The 15,596-nt window shown below is 37.1% G+C and carries 10 protein-coding genes; 8 read left to right on the top strand and 2 right to left on the bottom strand.

The window, feature by feature from the left end; translation table 11 throughout:
- The first annotated feature begins 155 nt into the window (after positions 1-155).
- Together ACY0M5_RS05840 and ACY0M5_RS05845 are read left to right on the top strand one after the other, a co-directional pair.
- Complete coding sequence (locus ACY0M5_RS05840; RefSeq protein ID WP_101311116.1) at positions 156-1,700, top strand: acyl-CoA carboxylase subunit beta; 1,545 nt, start codon at positions 156-158, stop codon at positions 1,698-1,700.
- Between the two features lie 12 nt (positions 1,701-1,712).
- Complete coding sequence (locus ACY0M5_RS05845; RefSeq protein WP_124993240.1) at positions 1,713-2,021, top strand: biotin/lipoyl-containing protein; 309 nt, start codon at positions 1,713-1,715, stop codon at positions 2,019-2,021.
- A 65-nt stretch (positions 2,022-2,086) separates the two neighbouring features.
- Here ACY0M5_RS05845 and ispE read toward each other — a convergent pair whose 3' ends face one another.
- Positions 2,087-2,902 (bottom strand): 4-(cytidine 5'-diphospho)-2-C-methyl-D-erythritol kinase, encoded by an 816-nt coding sequence (gene ispE / locus ACY0M5_RS05850; RefSeq protein ID WP_461631101.1) that lies wholly within the window; start codon positions 2,900-2,902, stop codon positions 2,087-2,089.
- A gap of 191 nt (positions 2,903-3,093) precedes the next feature.
- Here ispE and dnaB point away from each other — a divergent pair, with 191 nt between their 5' ends.
- The gene (dnaB, locus tag ACY0M5_RS05855) at positions 3,094-4,626 is read left to right on the top strand and encodes a replicative DNA helicase (RefSeq protein ID WP_101311113.1); all 1,533 of its coding nucleotides are present in this window, start codon (positions 3,094-3,096) and stop codon (positions 4,624-4,626) included.
- Positions 4,627-4,673: 47 nt separating this feature from the next.
- Positions 4,674-5,963 carry a hypothetical protein gene (locus ACY0M5_RS05860; RefSeq protein ID WP_461631102.1) on the top strand — a complete coding sequence of 430 codons (1,290 nt, stop codon included), beginning with the start codon at positions 4,674-4,676 and terminating at the stop codon, positions 5,961-5,963.
- 436 nt (positions 5,964-6,399) lie between these two features.
- Here ACY0M5_RS05860 and ACY0M5_RS05865 read toward each other — a convergent pair whose 3' ends face one another.
- Positions 6,400-7,098 carry a YjjG family noncanonical pyrimidine nucleotidase gene (locus ACY0M5_RS05865; protein WP_461631103.1) on the bottom strand — a complete coding sequence of 233 codons (699 nt, stop codon included), beginning with the start codon at positions 7,096-7,098 and terminating at the stop codon, positions 6,400-6,402.
- A gap of 305 nt (positions 7,099-7,403) precedes the next feature.
- Here ACY0M5_RS05865 and ACY0M5_RS05870 point away from each other — a divergent pair, with 305 nt between their 5' ends.
- The 4 genes from ACY0M5_RS05870 (at position 7,404) to ACY0M5_RS05885 (ending at position 15,582) form a co-directional block, all read left to right on the top strand.
- Positions 7,404-7,583: a hypothetical protein gene (locus ACY0M5_RS05870; RefSeq protein WP_461631104.1), complete on the top strand. Its 180-nt coding sequence runs from the start codon at positions 7,404-7,406 to the stop codon at positions 7,581-7,583.
- A 31-nt stretch (positions 7,584-7,614) separates the two neighbouring features.
- Positions 7,615-7,797 (top strand): hypothetical protein, encoded by a 183-nt coding sequence (locus ACY0M5_RS05875; protein WP_461631105.1) that lies wholly within the window; start codon positions 7,615-7,617, stop codon positions 7,795-7,797.
- A gap of 1,032 nt (positions 7,798-8,829) precedes the next feature.
- The gene (locus ACY0M5_RS05880) at positions 8,830-14,709 is read left to right on the top strand and encodes an HYR domain-containing protein (RefSeq protein WP_461631106.1); all 5,880 of its coding nucleotides are present in this window, start codon (positions 8,830-8,832) and stop codon (positions 14,707-14,709) included.
- Between the two features lie 36 nt (positions 14,710-14,745).
- Complete coding sequence (locus ACY0M5_RS05885) at positions 14,746-15,582, top strand: hypothetical protein (protein ID WP_461631107.1); 837 nt, start codon at positions 14,746-14,748, stop codon at positions 15,580-15,582.
- The last annotated feature ends 14 nt before the right edge of the window (positions 15,583-15,596 follow it).

Here is a 15,596-nt window from a genome sequence, read left to right on the forward strand (position 1 = left end):
AAGAGCTTATTTTATATGTGGCTAAATATGGGGTGGAGTTGAGTAGAGTTTTTTTCTACCCTAAAATTTAGTAATGTTGTATCTTGGAATTTCATGAACTGATGAAATTCAACATATATATGAAAGTATATATTTTCTAACTAAATGTACAAATTATGTCATTGAAACGAAACATTCTTGATCTTAGAAAGAGAAAAGAAAAAGTGCTTCAAGGTGGCGGTGAAAAAGCCATTCAGAAGCAAGTTGCGATGGGGAAATTGACTGCCAGAGAAAGAGTAACATCTATTTTAGATGAAGATTCTTTTCATGAATACGATATGTTTGTTGAGCACGAAGCTCGCGACTTTGGTATGGAAAAGAAAGAACTTCACGGTGATGGTGTTATTATTGGTACCGGTACTATTTATGGTGAGCCGGTGTGTATTTTCGCACAGGATTTTACCGTAGCCGGAGGTTCTCTGGGTCTGATGCATGCACGTAAAATTACGAAAATCATGGATCATGCATTAAAAATGCGTGTACCATTGATTGGTATTAATGATTCGGGGGGAGCCCGTATTCAGGAAGGTGTTAATTCGCTGGCAGGATATGGTGAAATCTTTTTCCGAAACACTCTTGCATCCGGAGTAATTCCTCAATTGTCAATAATTCTTGGTCCTTGTGCCGGAGGAGCTGTTTATTCTCCTGCACTTACCGATTTTGTGTTTGTGGTAGAGAACATTTCTAAAATGTTCATTACTGGTCCTGAGGTAATAAAAACAGTTTTGGGTGAGGAAATCACCATGGAAGAACTGGGTGGTGCTAAAGTTCATAGCGAAATCACTGGTAATGCTCATTTTTATGCTCTTAGCGAATACGAATGCTTCGAACAAATTAAGAAGCTGTTAACTTTCATTCCATGGAACAATACTAAAAAAGCTAAGGCATTTCCTCCTAAGCCACCAAGACCGGAATACAAAATTGAAGAAATTGTTCCTTCTGATCCTACTCAGCCATATGATATCCGAAACGTAATCAAATCTGTTGTTGATGATTCTGATTTCTTCGAAAGTATGGAGAATTTTGCACGAAACATTGTAGTTGGTTTCGGTAGAATGAATGGTGAAACTGTTGGTTTTGTTGCTAATCAGCCATTAGTGCTGGCAGGTGTATTGGATTGTGATTCTTCAGATAAAGCGGCACGTTTTATTCGTTACTGTAATGCTTTTAATATTCCAATTGTTACTCTAGAGGATATGCCGGGTTATTTACCAGGTGTAGATCAGGAGCATATGGGCGTTATTCGTCACGGAGCTAAGATTCTTTATGCGTACAGTGAAGCTACAGTACCTAAAATTACTGTAATCATCCGTAAAGCATACGGTGGAGGTTATATTGCAATGAACTCCCGCCATATGAAGGCTGATTTTATGTTTGCATGGCCAAATGCTGAAATTGCTGTTATGGGACCTGATGGAGCAGCTAACATTATCTTTAAGAAGGAGATTATGGCAGCTGCCGATCCTGAAGCTATGAGAAAAGAAAAAGTAGCTGAATACAGAGAGAAGTTTGCTAATCCTTATGTTGCAGCAGCCAAAGGTTATATCGATACAGTTATTGAACCACAGGAAACACGTAACATGTTGTTGCATTCAATTGAGGTTTCAAGCAATAAAGTTGATAGCAGACCTGCGAAAAAACACGGTATTCCTCCATTCTAAAAAGTATTCGATATGGGAAATTTAAAAGAATTCAACGTTGATGGTACTGTTTATACAACAGAACTAACCAAAAAGTTTGAGAATAGAAAGCCTTGGATTAGACCTAATCCGAAGCATATTAATTCATTCATTCCAGGTACAATTGTTGAGATTTTAGTTAAAGAAGGGCAGGAAGTTAAAGAAGGTGAAAACCTGATGATTCTTGAAGCTATGAAGATGAAGAATCAGATTAAAATGCCTTTTGATGGTAAAATTGCCAAGGTTTATGTAACTGAAGGAGAAAAGGTTCCCAACAGATTATTAATGGTGGAAATTGAGTAATCTTTCTGAATTGAAATAAAAATGAGTCTGTTCATAACGAACAGGCTCATTCTGTTTTAAGGTTTTTACAGTCTGCTTTTCCAGCAAAAATATTCACTCCAGATTTCAGGGCACATGGGTTCTTCTTTAAAAATTCCGAATAATGAAGATCCACTGCCCGACATTGAAGCATAAACTGCGCCCATGTTGTATAAATCATTTTTAATGTTTTCTAATTTGGGATGATTTGGGAATATGCTGTTTTCAAAGTCATTAAAAATTAAGTTTTTCCAATTTTGGATGGGCTCAGTTATAAGTTCTTTTAATGATTTGTTGGGTTGCGAAGGTGTAACGCTCGAATAAGCTTCGGGTGTGCTGATGTGGATATTCGGTTTTACCAGAAGTATATGATATCCGGAAAGATCAATAAGTATCTCTGAGAAAACATCTCCTTTCCCTTCTGCGAAAACAGGTTTGTTGGCAATAAAAAAAGGACAGTCGCTGCCAAGTTGTCCTGCCAGATTTTTCATTTCATCAAATGAAAGTTCTAGTTTATATTTCTCATTTAGCATCTTAATCATGAAGGCGGCATCCGATGATCCTCCTCCTAATCCTGCACCAAATGGAATATTTTTGTGCAGATGAATATTGGTTGAAGGGATATTGTATTTTCTGTAAAGCAAGTCAAATGCTTTGCAGACAATGTTATCCTTATCGTCTATTTTTATTGGAATGCCTGATGAACTGAAGTTGTAGATTGTTTCCTTGTTCGAATCTGCAATTTCCAAGCCATCTGTAAGAGGAATGGGGTAAAATATAGTTTCTATGTTGTGAAATCCGTCAGATCTTTTTTCAACTATATTTAATCCGAGATTGATTTTAGCATTTGGGAAGCGAAGCACAAGTAATAAGTTTTATGATTGAATGGTAAAAATACTTGATTTATAAGAGCAAAAAAAATCAATTTGTAGTATTTTTATTTTCTATCTTTGACACTGCATTCTATATTTTTTTTAGAACTTTTTTTGAGCTTGAAAAAATGCTTAGTGTGCTGATTTTAAAGGAAAAGTAAACTGTTAGAATTTAATATTTTATGGCTGGGGCAAATAAATATAACAATCAACCGAAGAATAAAGTAGATCTTGATTATGGGAAAGTTCCTCCGCAGGCATTAGAGCTTGAGGAAGCTGTTCTGGGAGCATTAATGCTTGAAAAAGATGCGATGATTTCGGTTGGGGATATTCTAAATGCTGATTCCTTTTACAAGGATGCTCACCAAAAAATATACAAAGCTATACTGTCGCTTTCAATTAACGAGGAACCTGTTGATATACTAACAGTTACTGAAGAGTTAAAGCGACATGGGAATTTGGATGCTGTGGGTGGGCCTTTTTACATTACCCAACTTACAAATAGGGTTGCATCTGCTGCTCACATCGAATTTCATGCGCGAATTATTGCTCAAAAGTTTATTCAGCGCGAATTAATTCGGGTTTCATCTGAAATTCAGACTCAGGCTTTTGATGAGAGTGTTGATGTTGCTGATTTGCTGGATAGGGCACAGCAAGATGTTTTTGAGATTGCAGAAGGAAATATCAAAAAAGAATCCTCGCATATTCGTCCATTGGCTGATGAGGTAATCAACCAAATTGTGGAAGCAGGGAAACGAACCGATGGTTTAAGTGGTGTTCCTTCCGGCTTTACTGCATTGGATCGAATTACATCCGGATGGCAAAAATCCGATTTAGTGATTATTGCGGCTCGGCCATCAATGGGAAAAACAGCATTTGTTTTGTCGATGGCCCGGAATATGGCGGTTGACCACAAAGCACCAATAGCTATTTTCTCACTCGAGATGGGTGGTGATCAGTTGGTGAAACGTTTAATATCAAGCGAAACAGAATTAGGTTCTGAAAAGTTGAGAAGCGGGCGTTTGGAAGATTTTGAATGGGAACAGTTACATGTTAAAATTAAAGATCTGGTTGAAGCTCCAATATATGTGGATGACACACCTGGTTTGTCAATTTATGAGCTGCGATCTAAATGTCGTCGTTTAAAGGCGAAACATGATATTAGTTGTATTGTGATTGACTATTTGCAGTTGATGACAGCTGGTTCGGATATGCGTGGCAATCGTGAGCAGGAGGTGAGTTTAATATCACGGCAATTAAAGATCATCGCAAAGGAATTAAACGTTCCGGTAATTGCTCTTTCTCAGTTGAATCGTGGTGTTGAACAAAGAACTGGGGATGCAAAAAAACCAATGCTTTCCGATTTGCGTGAATCCGGTGCGATTGAGCAGGATGCCGATATGGTGTTGTTTATTCACCGTCCGGAAAGATATGGCATAACTGAGGATGCTGAAGGAAATTCATTAATTGGTATTGCTGATATTATTATTGCAAAACACCGTAATGGTGCTGTCGGAGAAATACAGCTTCGTTTCCGAAATCAGTTGGCCCGATTTACCGATTTGGAAGGTGAATCATTAAACCCATTCGCCACACCGGGTTTGGAGGATGTGAAAACATTCAGTTCCAGCATGAATCAGGAATCTTCCGGTTTTGATGATTTTAGTGCAGGATTTGGTGGGGGCAGTGATTTTGATGATGCTGCACCATTTTAATGACCTTATGAAACGTCTTCTCAAATAGAATTTGTTATTTTGTTTTTATGATAGAAGATAGATTGTTCCCGAAAATATTTTTTCGAAAAATAGTTATTTTACTGTTTTTCGCCTTATCTGCATATACATCCTTTTCTGCAAGTTTATTAATTCAGATGGATGATACTCAGAAGAATCATCTTAAAGCCTATGGTATTGCTTTTTGGACTCTGGAAAAGGATTATCAGATTCATTGGCTGTTGAATTATCGCGGAGGATCTTTTTTACTTCCTTTCCAGAAAGAAATTCAGGATGAGTGTCAGATTCGAGGTGTCAGTTTTTCTGTTCTCAGCGATGTTTCTGCTCAGCAAATATTGACAGAAATATCAAGCGATGAGTTGAATATGGATGCCGTTAAACTGGAAAAATCACCTTTGATTGCAGTCTATTCACCAAAAGGGAAGAAACCTTGGGACGATGCAGTAACCCTGGCACTTAGCTATGCCGAAATTCCTTACGATATTATTTATGATGATGAGGTGATGACCGGGAAGTTGTCGAAATATGATTGGCTGCATTTGCATCATGAAGATTTTACAGGGCAGTTTGGTAAATTTTATACCTCATACCGAAATATGAAATGGTATAAAGATGAGGTGCAGTCCAATATGGAGATGGCTAACCGATATGGTTTCCCGAAAGTTTCCGATTTAAAAAAAGCAATATCTGCTAAAATAAGAAATTTTGTTGAGGCTGGTGGATTTTTATTTGCAATGTGTTCTGCCACTGATACTTTTGATATAGCACTGGCCTCGGGAGAACATGATATTTGTGATGCTGTGTTCGATGGAGATCCTATTGAGCCGGATGTTCAGTCTCAACTGGATTTTTCAAAGACATTTGCCTTTCAGAATTTTACGCTTGAAAAAAATCCTAATGTATATGAGTTTTCGGATATTGATGTGACTTTAACAAGAAAGCTAAGGCAGGATGAAGATTATTTTTCTTTGTTTGAGTTTTCTGCAAAATGGGATCCGGTACCAACCATGTTGTGTCAAAATCACAAAAATTTGATAAAAGGTTTTATGGGACAAACCACTGCTTTTAAGTTGGAGTTGATAAAACCTAGTGTACTTATTATGGGAGAGAATAAAGCTGCTGGTGAGGCGCGGTACATTCATGGAAATTTTGGGAAAGGAACCTGGACTTTTTATGGGGGGCACGATCCTGAAGATTACCAGCACTTGGTTGGAGATCCGCCTACTGACCTTAATTTGAAAAAGAATTCGGCTGGTTATCGCCTAATACTGAATAATGTTTTGTTTCCGGCAGCAAAGAAGAAAAAGAGAAAAACCTAAGGAGAGTCGAAAAGTCTGAAAAGTAGTAAGGTCAAAAATCTGGGATCTTTTTTTTCCTCTAAGCTTTTAACTTTGATTTTTTTCCTGACCAAATCAAGTAGGTTCAGATAGAGTATAAAAAGAAAAGGCTGCGTCCCCTAAACGCAGCCTTCGTATTTCAACATCGGTTATATACCAGTTTCAATATATTATTAACCATTTGTAATCTATTAACCTTAGTAACTTCACTAACCCTTTAAAAGTATTTATGAATGTCACAGTACAAACCGATGTTGGCAACAAAACTTGTTTGCATATCAAGTTTTGCTGATTACCTCTGCAAATATAAATGATATTTGCTTACTATTGATCTGTTAATTGGTCTTTTTTATTGTGAATTGTTGAAGAACATTAAAATTTGATTGCAGATTGTAATGCAAATATGTTGGTTAGCATGTTACAGTATCCTTTTGATTTCTGATAAATCATTGATTTCGAATGTTGGCTCGTCTTTGTGATTGATTTTGTGTGGGTTAAAATAAATTTGATCCATTTTGACTTTTTTTGCACCGGCAATGTCTGTAGAAAGATCATCCCCGATCATTATGCTGTTTTTTGCAAAAGCGCCGGCCCTGTTAAACGCATATTCAAATATTTGCTGGGTTGGTTTATTGGCACCGGCATCTTCCGAAGTTATTACCTCCAGAAAATAGCTGTCAAGTTTTGAATTTTTTAGTTTCTTAGCCTGAACTTCAATAAAACCATTGGTAATAATATACAATTGGTATCCTTTGTTTTTTAAATATTCAAGAATCTGATGCGCATTTGGGAAGGTAGCCGTTTGTAAAGGACTAATTTCGATAAAATCATTTGCAATCTCTTTTGCCAAATCAAGATCATCAAGTCCTGCTTCTTTTAATGTCAGGTAAAATCTTCGGTAGATCAAATCCTCTTTTTTTATTCTGTTTTGATAATAGGCATTCCACAATTTGCCGTTGTGATATTCATATCGTGATTTGAAAAACAGGAAACTTCCAAATATTGATTGCAATTGGTAATCCCTAAAGAGTAGATTTAGGCTTGCCTCGGAATTTTTATTAAAATCCCAAAGTGTACGGTCAAGGTCGAAAAAAATATGTTGGTACTTTAAATTCATGTTTGATGATTTGTATGAACTACAAATATAGCAGGGGATTTTCAGATTGATTTGCTTTTAATTCAATACAAACAATTTTTATTGCTGTTTTTAATTGCTTGACAGTTTTAAAAATACTTTTAATGTAAAATAAGAAAAATATACCAGTCGTGTTTATTTTTGGGGTTTATAATCTTGTAACTTTCTATCAGTCAAATCAGATAAAATAGTATGTAATGAGTATTGAAAACAGAATTAATCTTTAAATTGATGGTGTAAAACGTGAAGCCATCGAAACCGGGATTGCCGGTATAAAAACAGAATTAATGCCTTTGTTGGTTGCATTATCTGTTGAGAAAAAGCGAAATCTGCCAATTGTAGGCGAACGATTAATTACTTTTGTAGAGCGGGCAACGCAAAGTGTGAATCAAAACTTGAAATTTGTGCCTCCTTATTTAAATTTAGACGACGTTAAGGTTGATTTAGAGGCCTGGGTTTCTGAATAGTTTAAGTAAGAAATTGGAGAATTTACTGAGTATGTTAAATGATACTGCGGCCCTAAGTGACAGCGAGGCTTACATGGCAATGCTTTCCTATTACAATTTTCTTAAGCAGGCAGCAAAAGATGCTGTGCCTGGTGCAAAGCCAATCTACGATAATTTAAAGCATCATTTCACTTCTGCTAAAAACAGTACCAGTACAAATACAAACGAAGATTAAAAATTAATAACCGGGTTTGACACATTAATGCAAAGAGGCTGTTTCGTAGTTATGAGACAGCCTCATTTTTATGCTCATATTACAGCTGTCCCACTATTTTTCAGTGTGGCTTGTGTTCACTGTGTTAAAAAAAAATGATCTAGAGTTCTAAATTCTATATTTGTTTGATGTGAAAATTCTTGACCACCGAATATACTGGTAATCACAGTGGAAATGAAAATGGATTGTTTCCTTACGTTATTTTTGTTCTTAAGCTCTTTTACTTACGGTCCTTTGCCTTCTTTTCGTTTACCTGCGTAATTGTTTTTTTTTCTTGGTGTAATTTTGTGCCCTTCGTGGTCAAATCTTTTTTTTGATATTCTTCGTACTTCGTTGTGCTAATGCTTTTTCCTTTTTGTACCCCTTTGCAGTTAATTCCTTATTTCTTTGTAGTTAAATTTTCGGGTACGGAATAGTGACGCAGGTCTTGTTGATAACAAGTGAGCCCTAAAATAGTTGAATTTGGACATTATTAGACCAAATTAGGGGTAAAATACCCCTCGCCCGGTATTTTTTATCTCATAGTTGGTATTTTTTACAGCTTGCCAGGACAATTGTATAGCGGGCGAAGTATGTTTAAGCCTTTAATCGATCTTTTTATAGAAAAAAAACTGTCGTTTAATTCAAAATATACAAATTAAGATTAAAAACTCTTCCTTTTTTCAATTCTGTTGAATACCTTTGCGTGCTTTGTACGGGCTTGTCAATGAGTTTTCTGGAGGAATAATGTGTTGAAATAAATCCACATTTTCTGTTATTGATTAATGACGATTAAATGATGTCTTAATTCTTGTTTTTTGTGATTAAAATAGTTTAAATTGGGATGGAGACTTGGTGTATAAGTCAAATTAAAGGTAATTGCAGCTCAAAATTTTCTTTTTTGTTAAAAAAAATACAACACTTTTTAACATTTGCCGTATCAGAGTTTATATTTCGGAAAAATTTATGTTTTTTATAACAGCTAAGTACTAATTGTGCATTAAACCCATACGTTTGATAAAACATTTACACATAAAATTCTTTTTACTACTATTTATTCTTTGTTCGCAGGGTGGTTCTCTCTTGGCAAAGGATATTCTAATGGGGAGTACTTCTTCTATTAATGTAAATACGGGAGATTATTTTTATGATGACGGTAAAAATAGGAATTATGCTAATGATAAAGACTATACTATCGTTTTAAAGTCCGCACCAGGAACTCAAATTCAAGTTGTTTTTGAGAGCTTTGATGTTGAAAGTGAAAGTAGTTGTGGTTATGATTGGTTAAATGCTTTTGATGGAAATGGTACTACCGCTAGTTCTTTAATTGGAAAATATTGTGGAACAACAAATCCTAGTCCTGTACTATCAACAGGAAGTGATTTGACATTTCAATTTCATTCAGATGGATCAGTTAAAAAGTCAGGATGGAAAGCTAGAATAGAGGTTGTTGTCCCAAGTGTTGTAGGTCAGGGCTTTTGGTTTAAAGCAGATGCTGGTGTCAACGGAAATGTTACGTCTTGGACAGATCAAAGTGGTAATGGACATACCGCCAACAATTCAGGAAATGTTTCGAAAATAAATAATCGTTTGAATTTTAATCCGATTCTAAACTTTAGTGGAGTAAACAGGCAATTTCCAGTTTCAGGTACAGCTTCGGTTCAAACTTTGCTTGTCGTGAATAAAACTCCTGCCACTAATAATGATTTGTCAGGATTAATTGGTGCGAACGGCGATAAGGGGGTGCGTTTGGCAATCCCTGGTCAGTCTTGGAAGGGGGATAATAATAGGGATGACTGGGTGAATACCACTCAAGTAGGGACGGGGCGAATCAATGGATTGTCTGATCGCAATATGGTTCATAATTCACAGTGGCACATCGCTGATCTTACTCGTTATCAGGCTTTATCAGGCGATTATTATTTAGGTGGTTATTATAGCAATCGCCCATATTCTGGGGAGATTGCTGAAGTTTTGGCTGTTTCATCTGCTGTTACCAATCCAGTACAAATTGAAACTTATTTAGCCATTAAATATGGCATTACTTTAGGAAATACAACAAATCCGGTTGATTATGTGAATGCTTCCGGAGCAAAGGTTTGGAATGGATCTTCCAAGTATCAAAACAATATTGCTGGTATCGCTCGGGTCGATTCTCCTTATGCATTGCATCAAAAAGTATCTTCTACCAATAATACAGCATCCACGAGTGGTTCCAATGTTACGATGTCCACGATTAACGATTTCACAAAGTCGAATCAGGATGCTTCAAGAACGGACTTGGCAGATGGGGATTATTTACTATGGGGTGACGATGCAGGAGCAAGCGCTTCATGGCAGGATAATGGCGATTATCAAACTGTTGCGCGCAAATGGAAGTTGGAAGAGACAGGAAGTTTAGGGACTACTTATTTTCAAATTAATTTAAAATCTTACCCCAATGCTGTTGGTAATTATCTGTTGATCGTTGATAATGATCAGGATGTTGCGAATGGAATAATCAATAGCTATGTCCTAGCCAATACAACCGGCGATTTATATTCTACGTCTTTCACACCTCCTAATGGAACGAGTTATTTTACCATTGGATATTATTCCGGATCAAACATTACTGTTGCAGACTGTTTGGGGGCAAAAACTATTTGTGATGCAGTTTACGATGAACCCTCGCCTGAAATTGAGGGGCAAGGATTTGTTTTAAATGAACTTCCTGCTGTCACTAATACTTGTATGCCTGATGAGAAGAATGGTATTTGGTATTCTTTCACTCCTCAGAATGATGTGGATGCGGATTTGAAGTTTAGGATTACACCTAAACAGTCAAGCGATGATTATGATTGGGTGATTTTTGATGTGACCAATGTAAACTGTGAAGATTTGAGAGCCAGAGGAATGGATGCTGATGTTTTTGTAAGTGGAAATACCTATGGTTCAAATTGGAATAATGGAGCTACTGGGGCAGATAGTGATATGGGCGGTTCAGGAAATTGTAATGGGCCAGGAACTAATAATGGGCCAAAATGGAACAGTGATGTTAGGGTGAAACCGGATCATCATTATGTTCTTTATGTTTCGAATTGGTCTGAGAGTAATAATGGATATACAATAAGTTTTGATCAAGGAGGGTCGGCAATTATTTATGATGATATCCCGCCTGATTTGAGTGGTGTTGTGCAGGCATGTTATGGTACGAATGAGTTAAAAGTTGACTTTACAGAAATAATACCTTGTGGGAGTCTTGATAAAAATGATATTACTGTAACTATTGGAGGGATATCTTATAACGTTATCGATGTAACTTCGGCAAATTGCGATTCAGGAGGAGTTGGAAGTACTTCGTATGTTTTTATTTTGGATCGGACAATCTTAGATGTTGGGGCATCAAGCCTTCAAATAGAAGCTTCGGGGATTGCAGATATGTGTGGGAATGTGAATTTGGTTACAAGTAATATGTCATTTAATGTTTATGAAGTTGTAGCGGCTCTTTCTTCAAATAAAAACCCAGTTTGTATTGGTGAGATAATTACTGTTACTGCTGATGCTTCAGGAGGGTCGGGAGCTTATACTTACGAATTTTACTTGAATGATAATCCTCTTGTAAGTAATGCCCAATATAGTATTTCTGACAATCAATTGTCGTCAGGTGCATTTGTTGATGGCGATGTTGTGAAAGTAAAAGTGACAGATGAGAATGGCTGTTTTGTAACAAGTGCGGAAATAAATTTGACGATTAATTCTTTGCCTGCAGAGCCAACAGGGGCTGGAGCTCAATCCTTATGCAGTACCAGTACTGTGACTGATTTAAGTGTAATACCGCCATCAGGAAGTACTGTTAATTGGTATTCTGCGGCTAATGGAGGAACTGCTTTAGCTGATACCGAAGTTTTGGTTAACGGATCAACTTACTATGCCGAATCAGAAAATACGACAACAGGTTGTTTGAGCTCAAGTCGTCTGGCTGTAAGTGTAACGGTAACCGATAATGAAGATCCAACGGCAATTTGTAAAAATATAACGATTCAGTTAGATGCAAGTGGTAATGCTAGCATTACAGCAGCACAAATAGATAATGGATCAAGCGATAACTGTGGGATAGCGTCAATGTCATTATCAAAGACAGATTTTAATTGTGATAATGTTTCTACTAATCAGGTTGTAGCCTCAAGTAATGGTTATTCTGTTAATATAGAAGTATGGCCTGTTTCTGTTAATCCTGTTGGCACTACTTGTGATTATGGTTATAATTATACCGTAACGCTTGGGTATGATATAAGCTTCTCAGGTTCAGGTATTCCAGCAGGGGTGTATACCCTACAAGGAACTTTGGGTTGCGGTGGTTTTTTTAGTTTGCCTAACGGTGGTGGAAGTGGAACAGTCGAGACAACAAATGCATGGAGGGGTGCTTCTGATTGCGCAACAATTACACCAGAGATTTTGGGTTGTACTGATGCTACCATAGTAATTGAAGGACCAGGTATTCCTAATCAAAATATATCTTTACCATTATCATCTCCTAATACTGTTGAACTGACAGTTGTAGATAATTCAGGGAATACCTCAACATGTAGTGCAAATGTTTTTGTTGAAGATAATGCAGCACCAACAGCGATATGTAAGGATATTACAATTCAATTGGATGCAACAGGAAATGCAAGTATTGTAGCCAGTGATATTGATGGAGGATCAAGTGATGCCTGTGGAATATTAAGTATGACTGCAAGTATGACCTCATTCGGTGTGGCTAATGTTGGGGAAAATACGGTAACATTAACAGTGACAGATAATAACGGTAATGTATCTATTTGTGATGCAACAGTAACAGTTGAAGATGATGTAGCACCAACGGCAATCTGTAAAGATATTACGGTTCAGTTAGATGTAAGTGGTAATGCTAGTATTACAGCAGTACAAATAGATAATGGCTCAAGCGATGCTTCAGGGATTTCAGATTTAAGTGTAAGTCCAAGTACATTCAGTTGCTCAAATATTGGAGCTAACACAGTTACTTTAACGGTAACAGATAATAATTCTCAAGTATCAACATGCACAGCAACAGTGACGGTTCAAGATGTAACCAATCCATTAACCCCAACATTAGCGGATGTAACAGGAGAATGTGGTGCTACCGCAACGGTACCAACCACAACAGATGCATGTGCTGGGACAATTACAGGAACGACAAGTGATGCATTAACTTATAATACTCAGGGAACACACGTAATTGCTTGGACATTTGATGATGGCAATGGCAATTCAATTGTTGTGAATCAGAATGTAATCATTGCCGATAATAAAGCACCAGTTGCTGATTTGGCATCTTTGCCAAACGTAACAGCCCAGTGTGAAGTAACAAGTTTAACAGCACCAACAGCAACCGATAACTGTGACGGTGCAATCACTGGAACACATTCAGAAACGTTTCCGCTTACAGCATCAAAAACTGTAGTTTGGACTTATACTGACGGATCAGGAAATACCAGTACACAGACTCAAAATGTAGTAATTAATGATACAACAGATCCTGTAGCTGACGCAGCAAGTTTATCAGATGTTACAGCTCAGTGTGAAGTAACAAGTTTAACAGCACCAACAGCAACCGATAACTGTGACGGAGCAATCACCGGAACACATTCAGAAACGTTTCCGATTACAGCATCAAAAACTGTAGTTTGGACTTATACTGACGGATCAGGAAATACCAGTACACAGACTCAAAATGTAGTAATTAATGATACAACAGATCCAGTAGCTGACGCAGCAAGTTTATCAGATGTTACAGCCCAGTGTGAAGTAACAAGTTTAACAGCACCAACAGCAACCGACAACTGTGACGGTGCAATCACCGGAACACATTCAGAAACGTTCCCTATTACAGCATCAAAAACTGTAGTTTGGACTTATACTGACGGATCAGGCAACAGCACAACACAGACTCAAAATGTAGTAATTAATGATACAATAGATCCAGTAGCTGACGCAGCAAGTTTATCAGATGTTACAGCCCAGTGTGAAGTAACAAGTTTAACAGCACCAACAGCAACCGATAATTGTTCGGTAGTAACGGTAACAAGTGATGCAGGCTTACCGATCAATACTCAGGGAACCACTGTTGTAACCTGGACTTATAAAGATGTTGCGGGTAATACAAGCACACAAACACAGAATGTCATTATTACTGATAATATTAAACCAACGATCACCTGCCTTACTGATATCATGCAAGTAGTTGATGCTGGAAGCTGTGATGCCGTGGTTACTTATGCTACACCAATTGGTTCTGACAATTGTGCAGGAGCATCTACAGCTCAGATCACCGGATTGTCTTCGGGTTCAGCTTTCCCAATTGGAACAACAACGAATACCTTTGAAGTTACAGATGTGGCAGGAAATAAGGCCAGCTGTAGTTTTAATGTGACAGTAACAAAAGAAAACAATATAGCAGTTGTTGACGTATCTGGTTCTTTATCTCCTGAAACTAGTGATGGTTCAGATAATAATAATGGAAATCACTGTTCTGATATGAATGGATTGCAGGCTGTTATTTCTCCATCAGGATATACTTATTCCCCAGGAACATCGCAAGTTCAATTTAGAGTGGATCGCTTGTGTGACGCAGGAACTTGGTCTTTTGCTTATTCGATAGGAGGAGCAGGGGTTAATGTAGACAAGGTTTTAATAACAGATGTTGGAACTTCAACAAACTCTTCTGGTGTGATCAGCGTTCCTTCTGAAAAAAATTATGTCCTATTTACAATAGATGTAGATAATGTAGTTGGTACAACTTTACTTATTGATTTTACAATTTCTAATGGAGGAACAGATAGTGCAATAAAAGATGCAATTACAATACAACACAACTTGAAAATGATACCACAAATAGTGGGTTTTGACTAATTAGAATTAATAAAACAACTATAAAAATTTCATATTATGAAAAAGCTATTACTCTCATTAATGATTTGTTTGGGAATCATGATGATTTCCTCTCAAACTTTTGCTCAGAACAATCCTGGTGAAAAATTAAAGCCATATGTAGGTGGGACTTATACTTATACATTTGATGGTATTACTGATGGATTGACCTATGAATTTTATATAAGTTCACTCAGTACTTCTGGTGGAGGAAAGGGAACTGTAGATACTGGTTTAACGGGCTATATCACTTCGGGATTAACTGGAACTGTGTCAGGTAATAAAGCTGTAGCAACAATTGCATGGCCTGCAGCAACAACAACAGGAACCGAAGTATACTTATTTGTAAAGATTTCAGGTGCTGGGGTTTGTGAGAATTATAATGCTGTTGGAATTACGCCAATCGCGAATAGCTTCACATTAGCTTTGATAGATGATATTGCAAGTCCTTCCTGCCCTGATTTGACAGGTTTAAATGCTGTTGTAGCACCAACGGATACTTACAATGCAGGCACAACTACTTTAACTTATACTTTCACCAAAGCAGGCAATGACAATGATTGGAATGCAGGATTTGATATTGTTCAGGTTGGTAGTGGTGATTATACTTATACATTTAATGGTACCAGTGCTTCGGTTACAGGTAACAATGCGACAACTGCTGTTTCGGCAACGGGATTGACAAATAATACTCAGGTTGTAACAATCGTGGTGAATAATGTTCCTGGAGAAACTCCTTCTTTTAAAATTCACCCAACGAGTGCTGTTGATGTGGTAACATCAGTATCACCAACTCTACCAGGTGATGTAACTCATATAATTACACCTATGCCGGTAATTGGTTCATTTAATTAGTAAAATCTAAAAAA

The organism is Labilibaculum euxinicum (genome assembly GCF_963678175.1).
In the GTDB taxonomy this organism is placed as follows: domain Bacteria; phylum Bacteroidota; class Bacteroidia; order Bacteroidales; family Marinifilaceae; genus Labilibaculum; species Labilibaculum euxinus.

Bases quoted from the DNA above. Each gene is read 5' to 3' on its own strand.
- ACY0M5_RS05860 (WP_461631102.1), top strand. From the start codon at position 4,674: ATGATAGAAGATAGATTGTTCCCGAAAATATTTTTTCGAAAAATAGTT.
- ACY0M5_RS05865 (WP_461631103.1), bottom strand. From the start codon at position 7,098: ATGAATTTAAAGTACCAACATATTTTTTTCGACCTTGACCGTACACTT.
- ACY0M5_RS05845 (WP_124993240.1), top strand. From the start codon at position 1,713: ATGGGAAATTTAAAAGAATTCAACGTTGATGGTACTGTTTATACAACA.
- ACY0M5_RS05885 (WP_461631107.1), top strand. From the start codon at position 14,746: ATGAAAAAGCTATTACTCTCATTAATGATTTGTTTGGGAATCATGATG.
- ACY0M5_RS05875 (WP_461631105.1), top strand. From the start codon at position 7,615: ATGTTAAATGATACTGCGGCCCTAAGTGACAGCGAGGCTTACATGGCA.
- ACY0M5_RS05870 (WP_461631104.1), top strand. From the start codon at position 7,404: ATGCCTTTGTTGGTTGCATTATCTGTTGAGAAAAAGCGAAATCTGCCA.
- ACY0M5_RS05840 (WP_101311116.1), top strand. From the start codon at position 156: ATGTCATTGAAACGAAACATTCTTGATCTTAGAAAGAGAAAAGAAAAA.
- dnaB (WP_101311113.1), top strand. From the start codon at position 3,094: ATGGCTGGGGCAAATAAATATAACAATCAACCGAAGAATAAAGTAGAT.